At 60.4% G+C, this 26,646-nt stretch carries 22 protein-coding genes; all 22 read left to right on the forward strand.

Annotation, left to right across the window (positions count from 1 at the left end; translation table 11 throughout):
• Positions 1-243: 243 nt before the first annotated feature.
• Complete coding sequence (locus F7R06_RS29525; RefSeq protein ID WP_090323492.1) at positions 244-2,469, forward strand: NADP-dependent isocitrate dehydrogenase; 2,226 nt, start codon at positions 244-246, stop codon at positions 2,467-2,469.
• Positions 2,470-2,578: 109 nt separating this feature from the next.
• Positions 2,579-3,025 (forward strand): NUDIX hydrolase, encoded by a 447-nt coding sequence (locus F7R06_RS29530; protein WP_090323494.1) that lies wholly within the window; start codon positions 2,579-2,581, stop codon positions 3,023-3,025.
• Positions 3,026-3,084: 59 nt separating this feature from the next.
• Positions 3,085-4,218 (forward strand): tRNA 2-thiouridine(34) synthase MnmA, encoded by a 1,134-nt coding sequence (gene mnmA, locus F7R06_RS29535; RefSeq protein WP_090323496.1) that lies wholly within the window; start codon positions 3,085-3,087, stop codon positions 4,216-4,218.
• Entirely contained in the window at positions 4,215-4,838 is a 624-nt protein-coding gene (hflD, locus tag F7R06_RS29540) for a high frequency lysogenization protein HflD (RefSeq protein ID WP_090323498.1), read from the forward strand. Before mnmA ends, hflD begins: the two co-directional genes overlap by 4 nt.
• Positions 4,839-4,965: 127 nt before the next feature.
• Entirely contained in the window at positions 4,966-6,336 is a 1,371-nt protein-coding gene (gene purB / locus F7R06_RS29545) for an adenylosuccinate lyase (RefSeq protein ID WP_090323499.1), read from the forward strand.
• An 85-nt stretch (positions 6,337-6,421) separates the two neighbouring features.
• Entirely contained in the window at positions 6,422-7,591 is a 1,170-nt protein-coding gene (locus F7R06_RS29550; RefSeq protein WP_090323501.1) for a ribosomal protein uL16 3-hydroxylase, read from the forward strand.
• Positions 7,584-8,009, forward strand: a complete 426-nt coding sequence (locus F7R06_RS29555) for a GNAT family N-acetyltransferase (protein ID WP_090323502.1) — start codon at positions 7,584-7,586, stop codon at positions 8,007-8,009. Before F7R06_RS29550 ends, F7R06_RS29555 begins: the two co-directional genes overlap by 8 nt.
• A gap of 320 nt (positions 8,010-8,329) precedes the next feature.
• On the forward strand, positions 8,330-9,091 hold the full coding sequence (locus F7R06_RS29560) for a secretin N-terminal domain-containing protein (protein ID WP_090327437.1): 762 nt from the start codon (positions 8,330-8,332) through the stop codon (positions 9,089-9,091).
• Positions 9,092-9,568: 477 nt separating this feature from the next.
• Entirely contained in the window at positions 9,569-10,894 is a 1,326-nt protein-coding gene (gene aceA / locus F7R06_RS29565; RefSeq protein WP_090323504.1) for an isocitrate lyase, read from the forward strand.
• Positions 10,895-11,538: 644 nt separating this feature from the next.
• A complete protein-coding gene (locus F7R06_RS29575) occupies positions 11,539-11,952 on the forward strand; it encodes an NADH-quinone oxidoreductase subunit A (RefSeq protein WP_003223812.1) in 414 nt (137 codons plus the stop codon).
• A 10-nt stretch (positions 11,953-11,962) separates the two neighbouring features.
• A complete protein-coding gene (locus F7R06_RS29580) occupies positions 11,963-12,637 on the forward strand; it encodes a NuoB/complex I 20 kDa subunit family protein (protein ID WP_047527662.1) in 675 nt (224 codons plus the stop codon).
• A 72-nt stretch (positions 12,638-12,709) separates the two neighbouring features.
• Positions 12,710-14,494: an NADH-quinone oxidoreductase subunit C/D gene (nuoC, locus tag F7R06_RS29585; protein WP_090323507.1), complete on the forward strand. Its 1,785-nt coding sequence runs from the start codon at positions 12,710-12,712 to the stop codon at positions 14,492-14,494.
• A 2-nt stretch (positions 14,495-14,496) separates the two neighbouring features.
• Positions 14,497-14,994 (forward strand): NADH-quinone oxidoreductase subunit NuoE, encoded by a 498-nt coding sequence (nuoE, locus tag F7R06_RS29590; protein WP_007970445.1) that lies wholly within the window; start codon positions 14,497-14,499, stop codon positions 14,992-14,994.
• The gene (nuoF, locus tag F7R06_RS29595; protein WP_090323509.1) at positions 14,991-16,346 is read left to right on the forward strand and encodes an NADH-quinone oxidoreductase subunit NuoF; all 1,356 of its coding nucleotides are present in this window, start codon (positions 14,991-14,993) and stop codon (positions 16,344-16,346) included. The genes nuoE and nuoF overlap by 4 nt, the downstream gene beginning before the upstream one ends.
• 137 nt (positions 16,347-16,483) lie before the next feature.
• Positions 16,484-19,198, forward strand: a complete 2,715-nt coding sequence (gene nuoG / locus F7R06_RS29600) for an NADH-quinone oxidoreductase subunit NuoG (protein ID WP_090323510.1) — start codon at positions 16,484-16,486, stop codon at positions 19,196-19,198.
• The gene (gene nuoH / locus F7R06_RS29605; RefSeq protein ID WP_090323512.1) at positions 19,195-20,202 is read left to right on the forward strand and encodes an NADH-quinone oxidoreductase subunit NuoH; all 1,008 of its coding nucleotides are present in this window, start codon (positions 19,195-19,197) and stop codon (positions 20,200-20,202) included. The genes nuoG and nuoH overlap by 4 nt, the downstream gene beginning before the upstream one ends.
• A 12-nt stretch (positions 20,203-20,214) precedes the next feature.
• Positions 20,215-20,760 carry an NADH-quinone oxidoreductase subunit NuoI gene (gene nuoI / locus F7R06_RS29610; RefSeq protein ID WP_178132024.1) on the forward strand — a complete coding sequence of 182 codons (546 nt, stop codon included), beginning with the start codon at positions 20,215-20,217 and terminating at the stop codon, positions 20,758-20,760.
• A gap of 9 nt (positions 20,761-20,769) precedes the next feature.
• Positions 20,770-21,273 (forward strand): NADH-quinone oxidoreductase subunit J, encoded by a 504-nt coding sequence (gene nuoJ / locus F7R06_RS29615; protein WP_085718312.1) that lies wholly within the window; start codon positions 20,770-20,772, stop codon positions 21,271-21,273.
• Between the two features lie 2 nt (positions 21,274-21,275).
• The gene (gene nuoK / locus F7R06_RS29620) at positions 21,276-21,584 is read left to right on the forward strand and encodes an NADH-quinone oxidoreductase subunit NuoK (protein ID WP_007946416.1); all 309 of its coding nucleotides are present in this window, start codon (positions 21,276-21,278) and stop codon (positions 21,582-21,584) included.
• The gene (nuoL, locus tag F7R06_RS29625) at positions 21,581-23,434 is read left to right on the forward strand and encodes an NADH-quinone oxidoreductase subunit L (protein WP_090323514.1); all 1,854 of its coding nucleotides are present in this window, start codon (positions 21,581-21,583) and stop codon (positions 23,432-23,434) included. Before nuoK ends, nuoL begins: the two co-directional genes overlap by 4 nt.
• A 39-nt stretch (positions 23,435-23,473) precedes the next feature.
• Complete coding sequence (gene nuoM, locus F7R06_RS29630) at positions 23,474-25,006, forward strand: NADH-quinone oxidoreductase subunit M (protein ID WP_090323515.1); 1,533 nt, start codon at positions 23,474-23,476, stop codon at positions 25,004-25,006.
• A 7-nt stretch (positions 25,007-25,013) separates the two neighbouring features.
• Positions 25,014-26,477, forward strand: coding sequence for an NADH-quinone oxidoreductase subunit NuoN (gene nuoN / locus F7R06_RS29635; protein WP_090323516.1), 1,464 nt, complete (start codon positions 25,014-25,016; stop codon positions 26,475-26,477).
• Positions 26,478-26,646 lie beyond the last annotated feature (169 nt).

Genomic DNA, 26,646 nt, shown 5'->3' on the forward strand with positions numbered 1-26,646 from the left:
TATGTATAATGCCGCCCGCTGACCAAAGGGTCACGACGACTGAACTGCTCCACGATGAGCCTTTCCGCCGCATAAGCCGGCCTGTTACCGCAGCCCGCTTGCTTGACGCTCTACTGATGCACCCAACATCACAGCAACGAAACCTCGATATTCGGCTCATGGATGACTTTGAACGAACGCGCTTACCCGGCGCCCTCGAGTTTCTGCGCACGCTTTAGCAAAGAAGAGAGAGTTAATCCGAATATGCCCACCCGCTCGAAGATCATCTATACCTTCACCGACGAAGCTCCCGCCCTCGCCACCTATTCACTGTTGCCTATCGTAGAGGCCTTCACCGCCTCGGCTGATATCGCCGTTGAAACCCGCGATATCTCTCTTGCAGGGCGCATCCTGGCCAGCTTCCCCGAGCAATTGGGCGACAAAGCCGTAGCCGACCACCTCGCCGAACTGGGTGCCCTGGCCGTTACGCCTGAAGCCAACATCATCAAGCTGCCGAACATCAGCGCCTCGGTTCCGCAACTGCAAGCCGCGATCAAAGAGCTGCAGGCCCAGGGCTACGCACTGCCGGACTACCCGGAAACCGTGACCACTGAAGCCGACAAAGAAGCCAAGGCCCGTTACGACAAGGTCAAGGGCAGCGCCGTGAACCCGGTTCTGCGCGAAGGCAATTCCGATCGTCGCGCCCCGCTGTCGGTCAAGAACTATGCCCGCAAGCACCCGCACAAAATGGGCGCCTGGGCAGCTGACTCCAAGTCGCACGTCGCGCACATGAACACCGGCGATTTCTACGGCAGCGAAAAGGCTGCCCTGATCGACGCCGCTGGCGCTGTGAAAATCGAATTGATCGCTCAAGACGGCACCACCACCGTCCTGAAAGAAAAAACCACCGTGCAAGCCGGTGAGATCCTCGATTGCGCAGTCATGAGCAAAAACGCCCTGCGCAACTTCATTGCCGCCGAAATCGAAGACGCCAAAGCCAAGGGCGTACTGCTGTCGGTTCACCTGAAAGCCACCATGATGAAGGTCTCCGACCCGATCATGTTCGGCCAGATCGTTGCCGAGTTCTATAAAGACGCGCTGGCCAAGCACGCTGACGTGCTGGCGCAGATCGGCTTCAACCTGAACAACGGCATCGGCGACCTGTACGCTCGCATCAAGGCCCTGCCGGCCGAGCAGCAAGCCGCCATCGAAGCCGACATCCAGGCGGTCTACGCCATGCGCCCATCGCTGGCCATGGTCAACTCCGACAAAGGCATCACCAACCTGCACGTGCCGAGCGACGTCATCGTCGACGCCTCGATGCCAGCGATGATCCGTGACTCCGGCAAGATGTGGGGCACCGACGGTCAACTGCACGACACCAAGGCCGTGATCCCGGATCGCTGCTACGCCACCATCTACCAGGCAGTGATCGAAGACTGCAAGGCAAACGGCGCTTTCGACCCAACCACCATGGGCAGCGTGCCGAACGTTGGCCTGATGGCGAAAAAAGCCGAAGAGTACGGCTCCCACGACAAGACTTTCCAGATCAAGACCAACGGTGTTGTCCGTGTGACCGACACCCACGGCACCCTGCTGCTGGAACAGTCGGTTGAAGCCGGCGACATCTTCCGCATGTGCCAGACCAAAGACGCGCCGATCCAGGACTGGGTCAAACTGGCGGTCAACCGTGCTCGCGCAAGCGCCACTCCAGCCATCTTCTGGCTGGACCCGATGCGCGCCCACGACGGCGTAGTGATCGAGAAAGTTCAGGCTTACCTGAAGGATCACGACACCGCCGGCCTGGACATCCAGATCATGGCGCCAGTTGACGCGATGAAGTACACCCTGCAGCGCACCCGCGAAGGCAAGGACACCATCTCGGTGACCGGCAACGTTCTGCGTGACTACCTGACCGACCTGTTCCCGATCATGGAACTGGGTACCAGCGCCAAGATGCTGTCGATCGTGCCGCTGATGAACGGCGGTGGCCTGTTCGAAACCGGCGCTGGCGGTTCGGCACCGAAGCACGTTCAACAGCTGCTGGAAGAAAACTTCCTGCGCTGGGACTCGCTGGGTGAATTCCTGGCCCTGGCCGCGTCCCTGGAACACCTGGGCGTGACCTACAACAATCCCAAGGCGCTGGTTCTGGCCAAGACCCTGGACCAGGCCACCGGCCAGTTCCTGGACAACAACAAGTCGCCATCGCGCAAAGTCGGCAACATCGACAACCGCGGCAGCCACTTCTACCTGGCGCTGTACTGGGCTCAAGCCCTGGCTGCCCAGACCGAAGACACGGCCCTGCAAGCGCAGTTCGCGACCCTGGCCAAGACCCTGACCGAGAACGAAGCGACCATCGTTGCCGAGCTCAACGCCGTTCAGGGCAAGCCAGTGGACATCGGCGGTTACTACCACGCCAATGCCGAACTGATCAGCAAGGCCATGCGCCCAAGCGCCACGCTCAACGCGGCGATTGCTGCATTGGTGTAAGGTTGTAAGGGAACATCACAAGCCCCGGCCCCGTGCCGGGGTTTGTGTTTGTGGCTTTTGTAGAAACACAAAACCCTGCGGGACAGTATTTCAACATCGAGGACAGCTCATGGACTGGAAACCCCATATCACCGTCGCCACCATCGTCGAAGACAATGGCCGCTTCCTGATGGTCGAAGAACTCAAGCACGGGCGCGTGGTACTCAATCAACCGGCCGGCCACCTCGACCCGAACGAAACCCTGACCGAGGCCGCCGTGCGCGAAACCCTTGAGGAAACCGGCTGGGACGTCGAGCCGACCGGCGTGCTGGGCATTTATCTCTATACCGCACCGAGCAACGGCGTGACCTACCAACGGGTCTGCTTCATCGCCAAGCCCCTCAAACACCATCCGGACTATCAACTGGACGACGGCATAGTCGGCGCCAAGTGGTTGACCCGCGAGGAATTAATCGAACAGCGTGACAATTGGCGCAGCGAGCTGATTATCCGCTGTATCGACGACTATCTGGACGGTAAACACTTCGGTCTCGAATTGATCCGCCCTTCTCTTTAGCCTTGCGGGCTCCAGCCTGTTAGAATCGCGTCCTTTTTCAAGACACTCATTGAATCCCTATGCGTGATCCAGCCCCTTCTGACACACAAAAGAAGCGCGTCATTGTCGGTATGTCCGGCGGCGTGGACTCTTCCGTTTCCGCCCTCCTGCTGATCGAGCAGGGTTATGAGGTGGAAGGCCTGTTCATGAAGAACTGGGAAGAAGACGATGGAACGGAATACTGCACCGCCATGGATGACCTGGCGGATGCCCAGGCCGTGTGCGACAAGATTGGCATCAAGCTGCACACCGCCAACTTCGCCGCCGAGTACTGGGACAACGTCTTCGAGCACTTCCTGGCCGAATACAAGGCCGGTCGCACGCCGAACCCGGACATCCTGTGCAACCGCGAAATCAAGTTCAAGGCGTTCCTCGACTACGCCATGATGCTGGGTGCCGACCTGATTGCCACTGGCCACTACGTGCGCCGCCGTGACATCGACGGTCGCACCGAATTGCTCAAGGGCCTGGACGCGAACAAGGACCAGAGCTATTTCCTGCACGCCGTCGGCGGCGAACAAATCGCCAAAACCCTGTTCCCGGTCGGCGAACTGGAAAAACCGGAAGTACGCGCGATTGCCGAGAAATACGAACTGGCGACCGCGAAGAAAAAAGACTCCACCGGGATCTGCTTTATCGGCGAACGTCGCTTCAGCGACTTCCTCAAACAGTACCTGCCAGCACAACCGGGCGAGATCAAGACCACCGAAGGTGAAGTCATCGGCCGCCATCATGGCCTGATGTATCACACCATCGGCCAGCGCCAGGGCCTGGGCATCGGCGGCTTGAAAGACGCCAGCGACGAGCCGTGGTACGTGCTGATCAAGGACCTGGAACATAACGAACTGATCGTCGGCCAGGGCAATGACCACCCGTGGCTGTTCTCCCGCGCCCTGCTCGCTTCAGACATCTATTGGGTCAATCCAATCGACCTGAGCGAGCCGCGCCGACTGACCGCCAAGGTCCGCTATCGCCAGAGCGACCAGCCCTGCACCCTGGAGAAAACCGCCACCGGCTACCGCGCCACGTTTGACGACCCGCAACGCGCGGTCACTCCGGGCCAGTCCGTGGTGTTCTATGACGGTGAAATTTGCCTGGGTGGCGGGGTCATCGAAGTAGCTGAACCCTGGACCAGCAAGGGCCAGGCCCAATGAGCCCGACTCAGGAGCAACTGACGGCGCTGGGCGGCGTGTTTCTCGCCGCCGTGCTGGTCGACAGGATCGCCAAGACCGGCCAGACCAATGAGGCCGGCCTGAGCTGCATGCTGGGCAGCCTGCTGATCCGCGACCCCAAGGACACCCTGGAAGTCTATGGCGGCGACGATATCAATCTGCGCGAAGGCTATCGCGCCTTGATTGGCGCCCTTGAACGCGATCCGAGTGCCTTGCAGCGCGAACCGCTGCGCTATGCGCTGGCCATGCTTGGCCTTGAGCGCCAGCTGGCCAAACGCAGCGACATGCTGGACATCATCGGCAAACGCCTGCCCCAGATTCAATCCCAGGTAGAACACTTCGGCCCGGTTCATGAAAACGTGATCGCCGCGTGTGGCGCGCTGTACCAGGACACCCTGAGTACCCTGCGCCAACGCATCCAGGTCCACGGCGACATGCGCAACCTGCAGCAACCGAGCAACGCTTCGAAAATCCGCGCGTTGCTGCTGGCCGGCATCCGCTCGGCACGCTTGTGGCGGCAGTTGGGCGGTCATCGCTGGCAGTTGGTGATCAGCCGGCGCAAATTGCTGAAAGAGCTTTACCCCTTGATGCGCGCCAGCTGAGGCGCATCCGCGACACCCTTTTGTAGTCAGTAACGCGTAATACGCTGGTCAGTTGGCAACGGACCGGCGGATTTTTTCATGTATGATACGCGCCCCATTTCGTTGCCCGACTGTCCGAGAACACCCCATGCAGCTCTCTTCGCTCACTGCGGTTTCCCCTGTTGACGGCCGCTACGCCGGCAAAACCCAGGTCCTGCGCCCAATTTTCAGCGAGTACGGCCTGATCCGTGCCCGCGTTCTGGTTGAAGTGCGCTGGCTCCAGCGTCTGGCCGCTCACCCTGCCATCAGCGAAGTGCCGGCGTTCTCCGCCGAAGCCAACGCGGTGCTCAACACCCTGGCGGAAAACTTCTCTCTGGAACACGCCGAGCGCGTCAAAGAGATCGAGCGCACCACCAACCACGACGTAAAAGCCATTGAGTACCTGCTCAAAGAGCAAGCGGCCAAGCTGCCGGAACTGGCCAAGGTCAGCGAGTTCATCCACTTTGCCTGCACCAGCGAGGACATCAACAACCTGTCCCACGCTCTGATGCTGCGCGAAGGCCGCGATGACGTGATGCTGCCGCTGATGCGCCAGACCGCCAACGCCATCCGCGAACTGGCACTGCGCTTCGCTGAAGTGCCAATGCTGTCGCGCACCCACGGTCAACCGGCTTCGCCGACCACCTTGGGCAAAGAACTGGCGAACGTGGTTTACCGCCTGGAGCGTCAAATCGCTCAAGTCGCTGTCGTTCCGCTGCTGGGCAAGATCAACGGCGCCGTCGGCAACTACAACGCACACCTGTCGGCCTACCCCGAGATCGACTGGGAAGCCAACGCCCGCGCCTTCATCGAAGACGAGCTGGGCCTGGCCTTCAACCCCTACACCACGCAGATCGAGCCGCACGACTACATCGCCGAGCTGTTCGACGCAATCGCCCGCTTCAACACCATCCTGATCGACTTCGACCGCGACATCTGGGGCTACATCTCCCTGGGCTATTTCAAGCAGCGCACCATCGCGGGCGAAATTGGTTCGTCGACCATGCCGCACAAGGTCAACCCGATCGACTTCGAAAACTCCGAAGGCAACCTGGGCATCGCCAACGCACTGTTCCAGCACCTGGCGAGCAAGCTGCCGATTTCCCGTTGGCAGCGCGACCTGACCGACTCCACAGTCCTGCGCAACCTCGGCGTCGGCTTCGCCCACAGCGTGATCGCGTACGAAGCCAGCCTCAAGGGCATCAGCAAGCTGGAGCTCAACGAGCAGAAAATCGCCGCCGACCTGGACGCGTGCTGGGAAGTCCTGGCCGAGCCGATCCAGACCGTGATGCGTCGCTACAACATCGAAAACCCGTACGAAAAGCTGAAAGAATTGACTCGCGGCAAGGGCATCAGCCCTGAAGCGCTGCAAACTTTCATCGACGGCCTGGACATGCCGGCCGCCGCCAAGGCCGAGCTGAAATTGCTCACCCCGGCGAACTACATCGGCAACGCTGTAGCTCAAGCCAAACGCATCTGATCGACCGCATGACCCTTTGAGACGCCCGGCAGCGCCGGGCGTTTTCATTCCCGTATGAAAAGCGCATTTTTTCAATAGGTTACACATGAATCCTGACATTCCTCTTCAACTTCTGGGCGGCATCACGGCACGGGAGTTCCTGCGCGACTACTGGCAAAAGAAACCGCTGCTGATTCGTCAGGCGATTCCTGATTTCGAAAGCCCGATCGATCCCGACGAACTGGCCGGCCTGGCACTGGAAGAAGAAATCGAATCGCGCCTGATCATCGAGCACGGCGAGCGTCCATGGGAATTGCGCCGTGGCCCGTTTGCCGAAGACGAATTCAGCAAACTCCCGGAACGCGAATGGACCCTGCTGGTTCAAGCCGTTGACCAGTTCGTGCCGGAAGTCAGCGAGCTGCTCGAACATTTCCGCTTCCTGCCGAGCTGGCGCATCGACGACGTGATGATCAGCTTCGCCGCGCCAGGTGGCAGCGTGGGCCCGCACTTCGACAACTACGACGTGTTCCTGCTTCAAGGCCACGGCAAGCGCAACTGGAAAATCGGCCAGATGTGCGACTCCGAAAGCCCGCTACTGCAACATGCGGACTTGCGCATCCTCGCTGATTTCGAAGCCACCGATGAGTGGGTACTGGAACCGGGCGACATGCTCTACCTGCCGCCGCGCCTGGCCCACTGCGGCGTAGCCGTCGATGACTGCATGACCTACTCCGTGGGTTTCCGCGCGCCAAGCGCCTCTGAAGTGCTGACCCACTTCACCGACTTCCTCAGCCAGTTCCTGCCGGACGAAGAGCGCTATACAGACGCCGACGCCCTGCCTGCGGTCGACCCCCACCAGATCCAGCAAGACGCGCTCGACCGCCTGAAAAGCCTGCTGGCCGAGCACATGAGCGACGAGCGCCTGCTGCTGACCTGGTTCGGCCAGTTCATGACCGAGCCGCGCTATCCGGAACTGGTCGTCGGCCCTGAAGACGTCGAAGAAGAAGACGTTCTCGGCGCCCTGGAGCAAGGCGCCGTGCTGATCCGCAACCCGAGCGCACGCCTGGCCTGGTCGGAAGTCGATGACGATCTGCTGCTGTTTGCCAGCGGCCAAAGCCGTTATCTGCCGGGCAAACTGCGCGAGCTGCTGAAAATGATCTGCGCCGCCGATGCCTTGCACGCGGACAACCTGGGTGACTGGCTGAGCGACGAAGACGGCCGCGGTCTGCTGTGTGAACTGGTCAAGCAAGGTAGCCTGGGGTTCGCCGATGAATAAGATTCACGTACGTGTCGCAGACTGGCAAAAGGACAACGCCGAGATCCGGCGCATTCGTGAAGCGGTGTTCGTCGCCGAGCAGTCCGTTCCGCCTGAACTGGAATGGGATGCCGACGATCAGGGCGCGGTGCACTTTCTCGCGCTCGAAGGCGATTTTCCGATCGGTACAGCGCGCCTGCTGCCCGACGGTCACGTTGGCCGAGTGTCGGTACTCAAGGATTGGCGCGGTCTGAAAGTCGGTGATGCGCTGATGCAAGCGGTAATCTGCGAAGCCGAGAAGCGCGGACTGAAACACCAGAAGTTGAGTGCCCAAGTGCAAGCCACCGCGTTCTACGAGCGCCTGGGTTTCAGCGTCGTCAGCGAGGAGTTCCTGGAAGCAGGGATTCCGCATGTCGATATGGTTCGCCATTCGGCTTGATACCCAGTCGCGCCCATCGCGAGCAGGCTCGCTCCCACAATGCTTGAGCAAGACCTTGTGGGAGCGAGCCGGCTCGCGAAGAAGCACGAAAGAACAGCACAGAACGCCCCGCCATTTTCGGATGCCGGGGCGTTTTGCTGCCCAGGATTCAACTTGCCCCACTGCGGGCCGACAAACTGGCACTATCAACATCTGCAGGAGCGAGCTTGCTCGCGATGGTCGTCAACGATGACGCGTTTTCATTGGATAAACGTGGCGTTCCGAAGCTCATTGCGAGCAAGCTCGTTCCTGCACAAATCACAATGTCGGAGATAACGGAAATGTCCCTACGCACCCTGCTCACCGCGCTGCTGGTGACCTGCAGTTTTTCGGTCATGGCTGCGACCGAAATCGTGCCATTGAACTACCACACCAGCTCCGATCTGTTGCCGGTCGCACGAGATTTCATCGGCAAGGAAGGCCAGGTCAGCGCCTACGAAAATCAGCTCATAGTCAACGCCGATCAGCGCAAAATCGACGAACTTAAGGTGCTCTTAAGCCAACTCGATACCGCCCCGAAACGCCTGCTGATCACTGTCGATACCAACGAAAACAATTTCCAAGGCGACCAGGGCTATTCGGTCAATGGCGCCAAGCCGAGCCAGACCCGCATCATCAACCGCAGCACAACCAGCCGTGACGGTGGCATTCAGCAGGTCCAGGCCAGCGAAGGTGCGCCAGCACTGATCCAGGTAGGCCAGAGCGTACCGCTGACCAGCACCCAGACCGACGCCTATGGCGTTTTGCGCAGTCAGACCGAATACCGCAACGTCACCCAGGGCTTTTACGTCACGGCGACTGTCACCGGCGACATCGTTCACCTGTCGATCAGTACCAATCGTGACCGCATGAGCCAGGAACGTCCCGATGTAGTGAACGTACAAAGCACCGACACAACCGTCACCGGGCGACTGGGCGAATGGATCCTGCTGGCCGGGGTCAACAGCCAGACACAGGCCGACAAACAGGGCCTCAGCCGCAGCTACTCGACACAGGGCCGGGACGACATGACGTTGCGGGTGAAAGTCGATACTTTGGACTAAGTCACCAAAAACTGACTGACAAGTCGTATTAGACCAAAGATGTAGTGCTTGAAAAAAAGCACTACAAAATGTTTGACGAGCCAAAAAAGCGAAGGCATGATGGCCTCGCTCCCGCTAATCAGGGGCCCTGGCAAGGGCCTTCGAGGCGATGTTCGCACCTATCCCGCGAACCGCTTCGTGTCTGTACCGCCCACAAGGTGTGTTTGACGAGGTTGCCGACTGGAACGAAGTTGTCCCGAGGGACGGAAGCGTATTTAGGTAAACCCGGCATCACACTGAAGTTCGCACCAAGGCCCACGACGCCCGAATGCGCCCGCCAGTATCGCCCTTACCTGCTCACTTCCCCTCGAGCCCATCGTTCATCCCGTCGCCACCCCCGCCGAACCCGGCTTGACCGCTTAAGCTTCTGGTCAGCGAGCGCAGGAATTTTCCACCGCAGAACAACTTTCCATAAAGACGCGACGAGGTTTATCTCCCATGGCACTGACACGCGAACAGCAAATTGCAGCCCTCGAAAAAGACTGGGCTGAAAACCCGCGCTGGAAAGGCGTGACACGCACTTACTCCGCTGCTGACGTCGTCCGTCTGCGTGGCTCGGTTCAACCTGAGCACACCTTTGCAAAAATGGGCGCCGAGAAGCTGTGGAACCTGGTTACCCAGGGTGCCAAGCCAGCCTTCCGTCCTGAGAAAGATTTCGTCAACTGCATGGGCGCCCTGACCGGCGGCCAGGCTGTACAACAAGTGAAAGCCGGCATCCAGGCAATCTACCTGTCGGGCTGGCAAGTAGCCGCGGACAACAACTCCGCCGAATCCATGTACCCAGACCAGTCGCTGTACCCGGTGGACTCGGTTCCAACCGTGGTCAAGCGCATCAACAACTCGTTCCGTCGTGCCGACCAGATCCAGTGGAAAGCCGGCAAGAACCCGGGCGATGACGGCTACATCGACTACTTCGCACCAATCGTGGCAGACGCCGAAGCCGGTTTCGGCGGCGTACTGAACGCTTACGAACTGATGAAGAGCATGATCGAAGCAGGCGCCGCCGGCGTTCACTTCGAAGACCAGCTGGCTTCCGTGAAGAAGTGCGGCCACATGGGCGGCAAGGTTCTGGTTCCTACCCAGGAAGCCGTACAGAAGCTGACCGCTGCTCGTCTGGCGGCTGACGTTGCCGGTACTCCGACCATCATCCTGGCTCGTACCGACGCTAACGCTGCTGACCTGCTGACTTCCGATTGCGATCCATACGACCAGCCATTCGTCACTGGCGAACGTACCCAGGAAGGCTTCTACAAAGTTCGCGCCGGTCTCGACCAGGCCATCGCTCGCGGCCTGGCCTACGCGCCGTACGCCGACCTGATCTGGTGCGAAACCGCCAAGCCGGATCTGGAAGAGGCTCGTCGCTTCGCTGAAGCGATCAAGAAGGAATACCCGGACCAACTGCTGTCGTACAACTGCTCGCCTTCCTTCAACTGGAAGAAAAACCTGGACGACGCGACCATCGCCAAGTTCCAGCGCGAACTGTCCGCCATGGGTTACAAGCACCAGTTCATCACCCTGGCCGGCATTCACAACATGTGGCACAGCATGTTCAACCTGGCGCACGACTACGCCCGCAACGACATGACCGCCTACGTGAAACTGCAAGAGCAGGAATTCTCTGACGCCGCCAAGGGCTACACCTTCGTGGCTCACCAGCAGGAAGTGGGCACCGGCTACTTCGACGACATGACCACCGTGATCCAGGGTGGCTCGTCTTCGGTAACCGCGCTGACCGGTTCGACTGAAGAAGAACAGTTCCACTGATCTGCTTCACCTGAAATAACGGCCGCTGCGGACGAATAGAAAGCTAACCGCAGCGCTGCACCTCTGACGCCCCGACTGGTTCGGGGCGTTTTTTTTGCCTGCGTTTCAATGAACGCCCCCTCTGCAGGAGCGAGCTTGCTCACGATGCCCCTGAGGACCCCGCGGGGTGTCAGGCCCCCAGCGTCATCGTTGACCACCATCGCGAGCAAGCTCGCTCCTGCAGGGGTTGGTGGCGATCTGGAAAAATACTGATCCAGAGCGGCATCAGCATCGGAAAAATCCGCTAAAAAGATCACCGCCGCTACTTGCAGTAACGCGCATATAAGACAACTTCACGAACACCAGCCCGTTAAACAGAATAAAAACCAACTCAAACAATATTGATTATCATTTAGGCCTAGCTATGTTCGTTACATTCCCTACAAAACATTGTTGACGAAAAACCGGCTAATGCCCGCAACACAAGGGCCACGGCGCTTTTGTCGCTCGCTATGTCCTTATTCCTATAAATAATTTCGCTATAGGAATTTTACTTGCCGGGTGTTTAGCCATAAAATCAGCGGGATTGATTGCTGCGACATATCGTCACTGCTTTGTTTCTTTTCAAGCTCAGAGACCTTTGCTCTCTGTTAAGGATTACCAGCATGCCCGAAGCGACAGGACTCATGGCCCACAACTGGGGCTTTGCCATTTTCCTTCTGGGCGTAGTCGGCCTCTGTGCCTTCATGCTCGGCGTCTCCAGCCTCCTTGGGTCAAAAGCCTGGGGCCGCAGCAAAAACGAACCGTTCGAGTCCGGCATGCTACCTACAGGTGGCGCCCGCTTGCGGCTCTCAGCCAAATTCTATCTGGTCGCGATGTTGTTCGTGATCTTCGATATCGAAGCCCTCTTTCTCTTTGCATGGTCTGTGTCCGTCCGCGAAAGCGGCTGGACCGGATTCGTCGAAGCTCTCGTTTTCATAGCAATTCTGTTGGCAGGTCTTGTCTACCTATTCCGAGTGGGCGCCCTTGACTGGGCTCCGGAAGCTCGGCGCAAGCGGCAAGCGAAGCTGAAACAATGAGGCTTTGGCAATGCAATACAATCTCACCAGGATCGACCCCGATGCTCCTAACGAGCAGTACCCGATTGGCGAACGGGAAACCGTTTCCGATCCGTTAGAAGATCAAGTCCACAAAAACATTTTCATGGGCAAGCTCGAAGACGTGCTTAACGGCACGATCAACTGGGGGCGCAAGAACTCCCTGTGGCCGTATAACTTCGGTCTTTCGTGCTGCTACGTGGAAATGACCACCGCCTTCACGGCGCCCCACGACATCGCGCGCTTTGGCGCCGAAGTTATCCGGGCATCACCGCGTCAGGCGGACTTCATGGTTATCGCCGGTACCTGCTTCATCAAGATGGCGCCGATCATTCAGCGTCTCTACGAGCAAATGCTCGAACCAAAATGGGTCATCTCCATGGGTTCGTGCGCCAACTCCGGTGGCATGTACGACATCTACTCTGTCGTTCAAGGGGTGGACAAGTTCCTGCCCGTGGACGTCTACGTGCCTGGCTGCCCGCCCCGCCCTGAAGCTTTCCTGCAAGGCTTGATGCTGTTGCAGGAGTCGATTGGCCAGGAGCGTCGCCCACTTTCCTGGGTCGTAGGTGATCAAGGCGTTTATCGCGCCGAGATGCCTTCCGAGAAGGAAAAGCGCCGCGAACAGCGTATTCAGGTAACCAACCTGCGCAGCCCCGACGAAGTCTGATCCAGATCTGCTGTTTCAAAGAAACGAGAAGCTGGCTTCATTCTTTACGTTGACCGAAAGCGATAAATAACCATGACTACAGGCAGTGCTCTGTACATCCCGCCTTATAAGGCAGACGACCAGGATGTGGTCGTCGAACTGAACAACCGTTTTGGCCCCGAGGCGTTCACCGCCCAGCCTACCCGCACCGGCATGCCGGTGCTTTGGGTTGCCCGTGCCAAACTCGTCGAAGTCCTGACATTCCTGCGCAACCTGCCCAAGCCGTACGTCATGCTCTATGACCTGCACGGCGTGGACGAGCGTCTGCGCACCAAGCGTCAAGGACTGCCAAGCGGCGCCGACTTCTCTGTGTTCTATCACTTGATGTCGATCGAACGTAATAGTGACGTAATGATCAAGGTCGCCTTGTCCGAGAGCGACCTCAGCCTGCCAACCGTCACCAGCATCTGGCCGAACGCCAACTGGTACGAGCGTGAAGTCTGGGACATGTACGGCATCGACTTCAAAGGCCACCCTCACCTGTCGCGCATCATGATGCCGCCGACCTGGGAAGGTCACCCGCTGCGCAAGGACTTCCCTGCGCGCGCCACCGAGTTCGACCCGTTCACCCTGAACCTGGCCAAGCAGCAACTCGAGGAAGAGTCCGCGCGCTTCAAGCCGGAAGACTGGGGCATGAAGCGCTCCGGCCCGAACGAGGACTACATGTTCCTCAACCTCGGTCCGAACCACCCTTCGGCGCACGGTGCGTTCCGCATCATCCTGCAGCTGGACGGCGAAGAGATCGTCGACTGCGTACCGGACATCGGTTACCACCACCGTGGCGCCGAGAAGATGGCCGAGCGTCAGTCCTGGCACAGCTTCATTCCGTACACCGACCGTATTGACTACCTCGGCGGCGTGATGAACAACCTGCCGTACGTGCTCTCCGTCGAGAAGCTGGCCGGCATCAAGGTGCCTGAGAAGGTCGACGTCATCCGCATCATGATGGCCGAGTTCTTCCGGATCACCAGCCACCTGCTGTTCCTGGGTACCTACATCCAGGACGTTGGCGCCATGACCCCGGTGTTCTTCACCTTCACCGACCGCCAGAAGGCGTACACGGTGATCGAAGCCATTACCGGTTTCCGTCTGCACCCGGCCTGGTACCGCATCGGTGGTGTCGCCCATGACCTGCCGCGCGGCTGGGAGAAACTGGTCAAGGATTTCGTCGAGTGGATGCCAAAGCGTCTGGACGAATACCAGAAAGCCGCCCTCGACAACAGCATCCTGCGCGGCCGTACCATCGGCGTCGCGGCCTACAACACCAAGGAAGCCCTGGAATGGGGCGTCACCGGTGCCGGCCTGCGTTCGACCGGTTGCAACTTCGACCTGCGCAAGGCGCGTCCGTACTCGGGCTACGAGAACTTCGAATTCGAAGTGCCGCTGGCGGCCAATGGCGATGCCTACGACCGCTGCATCGTGCGCGTCGAGGAGATGCGCCAGAGCATCAAGATCATCGACCAGTGCCTGCGCAACATGCCGGAAGGCCCGTACAAGGCGGATCACCCGCTGACCACGCCGCCACCGAAAGAGCGCACCCTGCAGCACATCGAGACCCTGATCACGCACTTCCTGCAAGTTTCGTGGGGCCCGGTCATGCCGGCCAACGAATCCTTCCAGATGATCGAAGCGACCAAGGGCATCAACAGTTATTACCTGACGAGCGATGGCGGCACCATGAGCTACCGCACCCGGATTCGCACCCCAAGCTTCCCGCACCTGCAGCAGATCCCTTCGGTGATCAAAGGCAGCATGGTCGCGGACTTGATTGCGTACCTGGGTAGTATCGATTTCGTTATGGCCGACGTGGACCGCTAAGCATGAACAGCACGCTTATCCAGACAGACCGTTTCGCCCTGAGCGAAACCGAGCGCTCGGCCATCGAGCACGAGTTGCATCACTACGAAGACCCGCGCGCGGCGTCGATCGAAGCCCTGAAGATCGTCCAGAAGGAACGTGGCTGGGTGCCGGATGGCGCCCTGTACGCCATTGGCGAGATCCTCGGCATTCCGGCCAGCGACGTTGAAGGCGTGGCGACGTTCTACAGCCAGATCTTCCGTCAACCGGTTGGCCGTCACATCATTCGCGTCTGCGACAGCATGGTCTGCTACATCGGCGGCCACGAGTCCGTGGTCAGCGAAATCCAGAGCAAGCTCGGCATCGGCCTGGGTCAAACCACCGCCGACGGTCGTTTCACCCTGCTGCCGGTCTGCTGCCTCGGCAACTGCGACAAGGCGCCGGCGTTAATGATCGACGACGACACGTTCGGTGATGTGCAGCCAGCAGGCGTTGCCAAATTGCTCGAGGGCTACGTATGACCCTGACTTCCTTCGGTCCGGCCAACCGCATCAAGCGTTCGGCCGAGACTCACCCGCTCACCTGGCGTCTGCGTGATGACGGCGAAGCCGTCTGGCTCGACGAATACCAGGCCAAGAACGGTTACGCCGCCGCCCGCAAGGCCTTCGCCGACATGGCCCAGGACGACATCGTCCAGACCGTGAAGGACTCCGGCCTCAAGGGTCGTGGCGGTGCAGGCTTCCCCACTGGCGTGAAGTGGGGCCTGATGCCAAAAGACGAATCCATCAACATCCGCTACCTGCTGTGCAACGCGGATGAAATGGAGCCCAACACCTGGAAAGACCGCATGCTGATGGAGCAACTGCCCCATCTGCTGATCGAAGGCATGCTGATCAGTGCCCGCGCGCTGAAAACCTACCGTGGCTACATCTTCCTGCGTGGCGAATACACCACCGCCGCCAAGCACCTCAACCGTGCCGTGGAAGAAGCCAAGGCCGCAGGCCTGCTGGGCAAGAACATCCTCGGCAGCGGCTTCGATTTCGAGCTGTTCGTGCACACCGGTGCCGGGCGTTACATCTGCGGTGAAGAAACCGCACTGATCAACTCCCTCGAAGGCCGCCGCGCCAACCCACGCTCCAAGCCGCCCTTCCCGGCCGCCGTTGGCGTGTGGGGCAAGCCGACCTGCGTGAACAACGTCGAGACCCTGTGCAACGTGCCGGCGATCATTGCCGACGGCGTGGACTGGTATAAATCGTTGGCCCGCGAAGGCAGCGAAGACATGGGCACCAAGCTCATGGGCTTCTCCGGCAAGGTCAAGAACCCTGGCCTGTGGGAACTGCCATTCGGCGTGACCGCGCGCGAGCTGTTCGAAGACTACGCCGGTGGCATGCGCGACGGTTACAAGCTCAAGTGCTGGCAGCCTGGCGGCGCCGGTACCGGTTTCCTGTTGCCAGAGCACCTGGACGCACAAATGTATGCCGGCGGCATCGCCAAGGTGGGCACCCGTATGGGTACCGGCCTGGCCATGGCGGTCGACGACAGCGTCAACATGGTGTCCCTGCTGCGCAACATGGAGCAGTTCTTCGCTCGCGAATCCTGCGGTTTCTGCACCCCTTGCCGCGATGGCTTGCCTTGGAGCGTCAAGCTCCTGATGGCGATCGAGAACGGCCAGGGTCAGCCAGGCGACATCGAGACCCTGCTGGGTCTGGTCGGTTTCCTCGGCCCGGGCAAGACCTTCTGTGCTCACGCACCGGGCGCCGTGGAGCCGTTGGGCAGCGCAATCAAATACTTCCGCCCAGAGTTCGAAGCCGGCATCGCGCCTACCAGCGCCGCCGCCCCGCCTCTGGCAAGGCCGATCGTAGTCGGCGCATAAATGCTTAAAAAGGCGAAGGGTCCGTGCCCTTCGTCTTTCGTTCGATGACGCCTTTCAAGGGCTGTTTGGATTCGGACGAACAACAAGATTCCATTAGCCACGCCCGCTGACACCGGGCCAACGAAGAACTTTGAACCATGGCCACTATCCACGTAGACGGCAAAGAGCTCGAAGTCGATGGGGCAGACAACCTGTTACAGGCATGTCTGTCGCTAGGCCTCGATATCCCTTATTTCTGCTGGCACCCTGCCTTGGGCAGCGTTGGCGCTTGCCGCCAATGCGCGGTCAAGCAGTACACCGACGAGAACGACACCCGTGGTCGCATCGTCATGTCCTGCATGACCCCTGCCACCGACAACACCTGGATCTCCATCGAAGATGAAGAATCCAATGCTTTCCGCGCCAGTGTTGTCGAATGGCTGATGACCAACCACCCTCACGACTGCCCGGTCTGTGAAGAAGGCGGTCATTGCCACTTGCAAGACATGACGGTCATGACCGGCCACAACGAGCGCCGTTACCGCTTCACCAAGCGTACCCACCAGAACCAGCAACTGGGCCCGTTCATTTCCCACGAAATGAACCGCTGCATCGCTTGCTATCGCTGCGTGCGCTACTACAAGGACTACGCTGGCGGCACCGACCTCGGCGTGTTCGGCGCCCACGACAACGTGTACTTCGGTCGCGTTGAAGACGGCACCCTGGAAAGCGAGTTCTCCGGCAACCTCACCGAGGTCTGCCCGACCGGTGTGTTCACCGACAAGACTCACTCCGAGCGCTACAACCGCAAGTGGGACATGCAGTTCTCGCCGAGCATCTGCCATGGCTGCTCCAGCGGTTGCAACATCTCCCCGGGCGAGCGCTACGGCGAACTGCGTCGTATCGAAAACCGTTTCAACGGCTCGGTGAACCAGTACTTCCTGTGCGACCGTGGCCGTTTCGGCTATGGCTACGTCAACCGCGAAGACCGTCCGCGTCAGCCATTGCTGGCCAACGGCACCAAGCTGGGTCTGGACGAAGCGCTGGATAAAGCCGCCGACCTGCTGCGCGGTCGCAACATCGTCGGTATCGGTTCGCCACGCGCCAGCCTCGAAAGCAACTACGCGTTGCGCGAACTGGTGGGTGCCGAGCACTTCTACTCCGGTATCGAAGCCTCCGAACTGGAGCGCATCCGCCTGGTCCTGCAAGTGCTGAAAGACAGCCCGCTGCCAGTACCGAACATGCGCGACATCGAGGACCACGACGCCGTGTTCGTCCTCGGCGAAGACCTGACCCAGACCGCTGCACGCATGGCCCTGGCCCTGCGCCAATCGGTCAAGGGCAAGGCCGAAGACATGGCCGAAGCCATGCGCGTACAGCCTTGGCTCGACGCCGCAGTGAAGAACATCGGCCAGCACGCGCTGAACCCGCTGTTCATCGCCAGCCTGGCTGAGACCAAGCTCGACGACGTGGCGGAAGAGTGCGTTCATGCCGCTCCGGACGACCTGGCTCGCATCGGTTTTGCCGTGGCTCACGCCCTCGACGCCAGCGCGCCTGCCGTTGAAGGCCTGGACGCCGAAGCCCTCGAACTGGCCAAGCGCATCGCCGACGCCCTGCTCGCCGCCAAGCGCCCGCTGATCATCGCCGGTACTTCCCTGGGCTCCAAAGCCCTGATCGAAGCCGCCGCGAACATCGCCAAGGCCCTGAAGCTGCGCGAGAAGAACGGCTCCATCAGCCTGATCGTGCCAGAGGCCAACAGCCTCGGCCTGGCCATGCTCGGTGGCGAATCGGTCGATGCAGCCCTGCAAGCGGTGATCGACGGCAAGGCCGACGCCATCGTCGTGCTGGAAAACGACCTGTACACCCGTACCGACAAAGCCAAGGTCGACGCTGCCCTGACCGCCGCGAAAGTGGTGATCGTGGCTGACCATCAGAAGACCGCCACCAGCGATCGTGCGCACCTGGTCCTGCCAGCCGCCAGCTTCGCTGAAGGCGACGGTACCCTGGTCAGCCAGGAAGGCCGTGCCCAGCGCTTCTTCCAGGTTTTCGACCCGCAATACATGGACGCCAGCATCCTGGTTCACGAAGGCTGGCGCTGGCTGCATGCCCTGCGTTCGACCCTGTTGAACCAGCCGATCGACTGGACGCAACTGGACCACGTCACCGCTGCGGTCGCCTCGAGCACCCCGCAACTGGCGGCCATCGTCGACGCTGCACCGTCCGCCGCGTTCCGCATCAAGGGCCTGAAACTGGCGCGCGAACCGCTGCGTTACTCCGGCCGTACCGCCATGCGCGCCGACATCAGCGTGCACGAGCCACGTACTCCGCAGGACAAGGACACCGCGTTCGCCTTCTCGATGGAAGGTTACTCGGGTTCGGTCGAGCCTCGTCAGCAAGTGCCATTCGCCTGGTCTCCGGGCTGGAACTCGCCGCAAGCCTGGAACAAGTTCCAGGACGAAGTCGGTGGTCACATCCGCGCTGGCGACCCGGGCACCCGCCTGATCGAAAGCACCGGTGACTCGCTGAACTGGTTCGCCAACGTCCCGCGCACGTTCAACCCGGCCCAGGGCACCTGGCAGGTTGTGCCGTTCTTCCACCTGTTCGGCAGCGAAGAAACCTCTTCGAAAGCCGCTCCGGTTCAGGAACGCATCCCGGCGGCCTACGTCGCACTGGCCAAGTCCGAAGCCGATCGCCTGGGTGTCAACGATGGCGCAATGCTGAGCTTCAACGTGGCTGGCCAGACCCTGCGTCTGCCACTGCGCATCAATGAAGAACTGGGCGCCGGCCTGGTGGCATTGCCTGCGGGCATCGCCGGCATTCCGCCAGCGATCTTTGGCAAATCCGTTGACGGTCTGCAGGAGGCAGCTCAATGACCTTGTTCACTCCTGAAGTGATCGACATCATCATCGCGGTCCTCAAGGCCGTCGTGATTCTGCTGGCCGTGGTGGTCTGCGGCGCGCTGCTGAGCTGGGTCGAGCGTCGTTTGCTCGCCCTCTGGCAGGATCGTTACGGTCCGAACCGCGTGGGTCCGTTCGGCGCGTTCCAGATCGCCGCCGACATGATCAAGATGTTCTTCAAGGAAGACTGGACGCCACCGTTCGCCGACAAGATGATCTTCACCCTGGCACCGGTCGTGGCCATGAGCGCCCTGCTGATTGCCTTCGCGATCATCCCGATCACCCCGACCTGGGGCGTGGCGGACCTGAACATCGGCATCCTGTTCTTCTTCGCCATGGCCGGTCTGTCGGTCTACGCGGTGCTGTTCGCCGGCTGGTCGAGCAACAACAAGTTCGCCCTGCTGGGCAGCTTGCGGGCTTCGGCGCAAACCGTGTCGTACGAAGTGTTCATGGGCCTGTCGCTGATGGGCATCGTGATCCAGGTCGGCTCGTTCAACATGCGCGACATCGTTGATTACCAGGCCCAGCACCTGTGGTTCATCATTCCGCAGATCTTCGGTTTCCTGACCTTCTTCATCGCTGGCGTGGCCGTGACTCACCGTCACCCGTTCGACCAGCCGGAAGCGGAACAGGAACTGGCCGACGGTTACCACATTGAATACGCCGGCATGAAATGGGGCATGTTCTTCGTCGGCGAGTACATCGGCATCGTGTTGATCTCGGCGCTGCTGGTGACCTTGTTCTTCGGTGGCTGGTACGGTCCGTTCGATATCCTGCCGCAGATCCCGTTCATTTGGTTCGCACTGAAAACCGCGTTCTTCATCATGATCTTCATCCTGCTGCGTGCTTCGATTCCGCGCCCACGGTATGACCAAGTGATGGATTTCAGCTGGAAGTTCTGCCTGCCGCTGACCCTCGTCAACATGCTGGTGACCGCTGCGATCGTGTTGCTCAACACGCCCGCCGTCGCGGCTCAGTGAGGATAGAGAATCATGAAGTACATATTTGACATCGTGCATGGCCTCTACACCCAGCTTCGCAGCCTGGTGATGATTTTCGGCCACGCCTTCCGCAAGCGCGACACCCTGCAGTACCCGGAAGAACCGGTCTACCTGCCGCCGCGCTACCGTGGGCGTATCGTCCTGACCCGCGACCCCGACGGCGAAGAGCGTTGTGTAGCCTGCAACCTGTGCGCCGTGGCTTGCCCGGTCGGTTGCATCTCGCTGCAGAAAGCTGAAACCGAAGACGGTCGCTGGTACCCGGACTTCTTCCGCATCAACTTCTCGCGCTGCATTTTCTGCGGCCTCTGCGAGGAAGCCTGCCCGACCACCGCGATCCAGCTCACGCCGGATTTCGAAATGGCCGAGTTCAAACGTCAGGACCTGGTTTACGAGAAAGAAGATCTGCTGATCTCCGGCCCCGGCAAAAACCCTGATTACAACTTCTATCGTGTTGCAGGTATGGCGATTGCCGGTAAGCCGAAAGGCTCCGCGCAGAATGAAGCCGAACCGATCAACGTGAAGAGCTTGCTGCCTTAAGGAAGAAAGATGGAATTCGCTTTCTATTTCGCATCGGGTATCGCTGTGGTGTCCACGCTTCGCGTGATCACCAACACCAACCCCGTGCACGCCCTGCTCTACCTGATCATTTCGCTGATCGCCGTGGCCATGACGTTCTTCGCCCTCGGCGCGCCGTTTGCCGGTGTGCTGGAAGTGATCGCCTACGCTGGCGCCATCATGGTGCTGTTCGTGTTCGTGGTGATGATGCTGAACCTGGGCCCGGCCTCGGTTCAGCAAGAGCGCGTCTGGCTCAAGCCCGGCATATGGGGCGGCCCTGTCGCCCTCGCCGCCTTGCTGCTGGTGGAACTGCTGTATGTGCTGTTCTCCCACCAGAGCGGTCAGGCCGTCGGCCACACCACCGTAGACGCCAAGGCCGTGGGCATCAGCCTGTTCGGTCCTTACCTGCTGGTGGTTGAACTCGCCTCGATGCTGCTGCTCGCCGCAGCCGTCACGGCGTTCCACTTGGGCCGCAACGAAGCCAAGGAGCAATGACGATGCCTGCTATCCCCATGGAGCATGGTCTGGCGGTCGCCGGCATCCTGTTCTGCCTCGGTCTGGTTGGCCTGATGGTCCGCCGCAACATCCTTTTCGTGCTGATGAGCCTGGAGGTCATGATGAATGCCTCCGCGCTGGCGTTCATCGTTGCCGGTAGCCGCTGGGCGCAGCCGGATGGACAGATCATGTTCATCCTGGTGATCAGCCTGGCAGCCGCCGAGGCCAGTATCGGCCTGGCGATCCTGCTGCAACTGTATCGCCGCTTCCACACGCTCGATATCGACGCTGCCAGTGAGATGCGCGGATGAACATGATCTTTCTGACCTTCGTATTCCCCCTGATCGGGTTTCTCCTGCTGTCGTTCTCCCGCGGGCGCCTCTCGGAAAACCTCTCGGCACTGATCGGCGTCGGCTCCGTCGGCCTGTCCGCCGTGGTCGCGGCCTACGTGATCTGGCAATTCAACGTCGCGCCGCCCGAGGGTGGTCACTACACCCTGGTGCTGTGGAAGTGGATGGCGGTCGAAGGCTTCAAGCCTGACTTCGCCCTGTACATCGACGGCCTGTCGATCACCATGCTCGGCGTGGTGGTGGGTGTCGGTTTCCTGATCCACCTGTTCGCGTCCTGGTACATGCGCGGTGAAGACGGTTACTCGCGCTTCTTCGCCTACACCAACCTGTTTATCGCCAGCATGCTGTTCCTGGTACTGGGCGATAACCTGTTGTTCCTGTACTTCGGTTGGGAAGGCGTGGGCCTGTGCTCGTACCTGTTGATCGGTTTCTACTACAGCAACCGCAACAACGGTAACGCGGCACTCAAGGCCTTCATCGTGACCCGTATCGGTGACGTGTTCATGGCCATCGGCCTGTTCATCCTGTTCGCTCAACTGGGCACGCTGAACATCCAGGAACTGCTGGTGCTGGCACCGCAGAAATTCCAGGCCGGCAACCTCTGGATGGTCCTGGCTACCCTGATGCTGCTGGGCGGCGCTGTCGGTAAATCCGCGCAACTGCCACTGCAAACCTGGCTGGCGGACGCGATGGCCGGTCCTACTCCGGTTTCGGCACTGATCCACGCCGCGACCATGGTGACCGCCGGTGTCTACCTGATCGCCCGTACTCACGGCCTGTTCACCCTGGCGCCGGAAATCCTGCACCTGGTGGGCATCGTCGGTGGCGTGACCCTGGTTCTTGCAGGTTTCGCCGCACTGGTACAGACCGACATCAAGCGTATCCTCGCCTACTCGACCATGAGCCAGATCGGCTACATGTTCCTGGCCCTGGGCGTCGGTGCCTGGGATGGCGCGATCTTCCACCTGATGACCCACGCCTTCTTCAAGGCCCTGTTGTTCCTTGCCTCCGGTGCGGTGATCGTTGCCTGCCACCACGAGCAGAACATCTTCAAGATGGGTGGCCTGTGGAAGAAACTGCCTCTGGCCTACGCCAGCTTCATCGTTGGCGGCGCAGCCCTGGCGGCCCTGCCACTGGTGACCGCGGGCTTCTACTCCAAGGACGAAATCCTCTGGGAAGCGTTCGCCAGCGGTAACCACGGTCTGCTTTACGCAGGTCTGGTCGGCGCATTCATGACCTCGCTGTACACCTTCCGCCTGATCTTCATCACGTTCCACGGTGAAGCGAAGACCGAAGCCCACGCCGGTCACGGCATTGCTCACTGGCTGCCACTGTCGGTGCTGATCGTCCTTTCGACTTTCGTCGGCGCGATGATCGTTCCACCGCTGCACGGCGTGCTGCCGGAAAGCGTCGGCCATGCCGGTGGCGAAGCCAAGCACAGTCTGGAAATCGCTTCGGGCGCCATCGCCCTGGCCGGTATCCTGCTGGCCGCGCTGCTGTTCCTCGGCAAGCGTCGCTTCGTGACCGCCATTGCCAACAGCGGCATCGGCCGTTTCCTGTCGGCCTGGTGGTTCGCTGCCTGGGGCTTCGACTGGATCTACGACAAACTGTTCGTCAAGCCATACCTGGCGATCAGCCACATCCTGCGCAAAGACCCGCTCGACCAGACCATCGGTCTGATCCCGCGCATGGCCAAAGGCGGTCACACCGCCCTGAGCCGTACCGAGACCGGTCAACTGCGTTGGTATGCCGCCTCGATGGCTGCTGGTGCCGTGCTGGTAATTGGCGCCGTCGTGCTGGTAGCGGTCTGATATGAACCTTGCGAACTTGCGAAAGGAATTGAGCCCGTCATGATTCTGCCTTGGCTAATCCTGATCCCCTTCATCGGCGGCCTGCTGTGCTGGCTGGGTGAGCGCTTCGGCGCCACCCTCCCCCGCTGGATTGCGCTGATCACCATGTCCCTGTTGCTTGCGCTCGGCCTCTGGCTGTGGGCCCACGGTGACTATTCATTTGCTCCGGCACCGGGTGCCGCTCCGACCTGGTCGCTTGAGTTCAAGCACCTGTGGATCGAGCGCTTCGGCATCAACGTGCACCTGGCCCTGGACGGCCTGTCGCTGTTGATGATCCTGCTGACCGGTCTGCTGGGTGTCCTCTCGGTACTCTGCTCGTGGAAAGAGATCCAGCGCCACGTTGGCTTCTTCCACCTGAACCTGATGTGGATCCTGGGCGGTGTCGTCGGCGTGTTCCTGGCCCTCGACCTGTTCATGTTCTTCTTCTTCTGGGAAATGATGCTGGTGCCGATGTACTTCCTCATCGCGCTCTGGGGTCACAGTTCTTCGGACGGCAAGAAAACCCGGATCTACGCGGCGACCAAGTTCTTCATCTTCACTCAGGCTTCCGGCCTGATCATGCTGGTGGCGATCCTGGGCCTGGTACTGGTCAACTTCAACAACACCGGCGTGATTACCTTCAACTACGCCGACCTGTTGAAAACCAAGATGTCGATGACCACCGAGTACATCCTGATGCTCGGCTTCTTCATCGCCTTCGCGGTCAAGCTGCCAGTCGTACCGTTCCACTCCTGGTTGCCTGACGCTCACGCCCAGGCGCCGACCGCAGGTTCCGTGGACCTGGCGGGTATCTTGCTGAAAACCGCTGCCTACGGCCTGCTGCGTTTCGCCCTGCCGCTGTTCCCGAATGCGTCGGCCGAGTTCGCACCGATCGCCATGACCCTGGGTCTGATCGGGATCTTCTACGGTGCGTTCCTGGCGTTCGCGCAAACCGACATCAAGCGACTGATCGCCTTCTCGTCCGTTTCCCACATGGGCTTCGTACTGATCGGCATCTACTCCGGCAGCCAACTGGCGCTGCAGGGCGCGGTGATGCAGATGCTGGCGCACGGTGTATCGGCCGCGGCACTCTTTATCCTCAGCGGTCAGCTGTACGAGCGCACCCACACCCGCGACATGCGTGAAATGGGTGGCCTTTGGTCGAAGATCGCTTACCTGCCGGCCATCAGCCTGTTCTTCGCCGCCGCCTCCCTGGGCCTGCCGGGTACCGGTAACTTCGTCGGCGAGTTCCTGATCCTGATCGGCACCTTCCCGTTCGCGCCATGGGTCACCGTCATTGCGACGTCGGGCCTGGTGTTCGGTTCGGTCTACTCGCTGATCATGATCCACCGTGCCTACTTCGGCCCGGCCAAGTCGGATGCCGTGATGCATGGCATGGACGGTCGCGAAATGATCATGGTGGTCGGTCTGGCAGCGCTGCTGATCTACATCGGCGTCTACCCGCAACCGTTCCTCGATACCTCTGCCGCTACGATGCATGGCGTGCAGCAGTGGCTCGGCACCGCCTTCACTCAACTCGCTTCGGCCCGGTAAGAGCGCTATGGAATTCACGACTCAACACTTTATCGCGCTAGCGCCGCTGTTGATTACCAGCCTCACCATTGTCGTGGTGATGCTGGCGATCGCCTGGCGCCGCAACCACTCGCAGACCTTCCTGATTTCCGTGGCGGGTCTGAACCTGGCACTGTTGTCGATCCTGCCAGCCCTGAAAGTCGCGCCCCTGGCCGTGACGCCATTGCTGCAAATCGACACCTTTGCCTGCCTGTACATGGCGCTGATCCTGGTCGCCACCCTTGCCTGCGTCACCCTCGCCCACGCCTACCTCGGCGATGGCGGTTCGGGATACCCGGGCAACCGTGAAGAACTGTACCTGCTGATCCTGATGGCCGCTGCCGGTGGCCTGGTCCTGGTCAGCGCTCAGCACCTGGCCGGTTTGTTCGTCGGCCTGGAACTGCTGTCGGTGCCGGTCTACGGTCTGGTGGCCTACGCCTTCTTCAACAAGCGTTCGCTGGAAGCCGGCATCAAGTACATGGTGCTGTCGGCGGCCGGTTCCGCGTTCCTGTTGTTCGGTATGGCCCTGCTCTACGCTGACTCCGGCTCCCTGAGCTTCGTTGGCATCGGTCAGGCGCTGGCGGCTACCGGTCTGCCAAGCTCGCTGGCGCAACTGGGCCTGGGCATGATGCTGATCGGTCTGGCGTTCAAGTTGTCGCTGGTACCGTTCCACCTGTGGACCCCGGACGTTTACGAAGGTGCTCCGGCCCCGGTCGCAGCGTTCCTGGCGACTGCTTCCAAGGTTGCCGTGTTTGCCGTGATGGTGCGTCTGTTCCAGATCTCGCCAGCAGCAAGCAGCGGCGTGCTGAGCAACGTACTGACCATCATCGCCATCGCGTCGATCCTGTTCGGTAACCTGCTGGCCCTGACCCAGAGCAACCTCAAGCGTCTGCTGGGTTACTCGTCCATCGCCCACTTCGGTTACCTGCTGATTGCCCTGGTGGCAAGCAAGGGCATGGCCGTGGAAGCCATTGGCGTGTACCTGGTCACCTACGTGATCACCAGCCTTGGCGCCTTCGGCGTGATCACCCTGATGTCCTCGCCGTACAACGGTCGTGACGCGGATGCCCTGTACGAATACCGCGGCCTCTTCTGGCGCCGTCCGTACCTGACCGCCGTACTGACCGTGATGATGCTGTCCCTGGCCGGTATCCCGCTGACCGCAGGCTTCATCGGCAAGTTCTACATCATCGCCACCGGCGTCGAATCCCGGCAGTGGTGGCTGGTCGGCTCGCTGGTACTGGGCAGCGCCATCGGCGTGTTCTACTACCTGCGTGTGATGGTCACCCTGTACCTGATCGAACCGAACCTGCGTCGCCACGATGCGCAACTGCACTGGGAACAACGTGCAGGCGGCGTGATGCTGCTGGCCATCGCGGTACTGGCGTTCTTCCTCGGCCTGTACCCACAACCGCTGCTGAGCCTGGTTCAGCAATCGGGCCTGGCGGGCTGATCGCTTAAGCGTTATCGGTAGCAAACAGAAACGGCACCTTCGCAGACTGTGTGAAAACACACTGAAGGCCAGCCCAACAAACGCCCCGACTTGTTCGGGGCGTTTGTTTTTTGTGCGGGCAACAGACGAAAAAAGGCCTTTCAGCCCATTAGCGCCATCAGCTGGCGGG

Origin of the sequence: Pseudomonas moorei (assembly GCF_008801475.1) — a bacterium.
Classification (GTDB): domain Bacteria; phylum Pseudomonadota; class Gammaproteobacteria; order Pseudomonadales; family Pseudomonadaceae; genus Aquipseudomonas; species Aquipseudomonas moorei.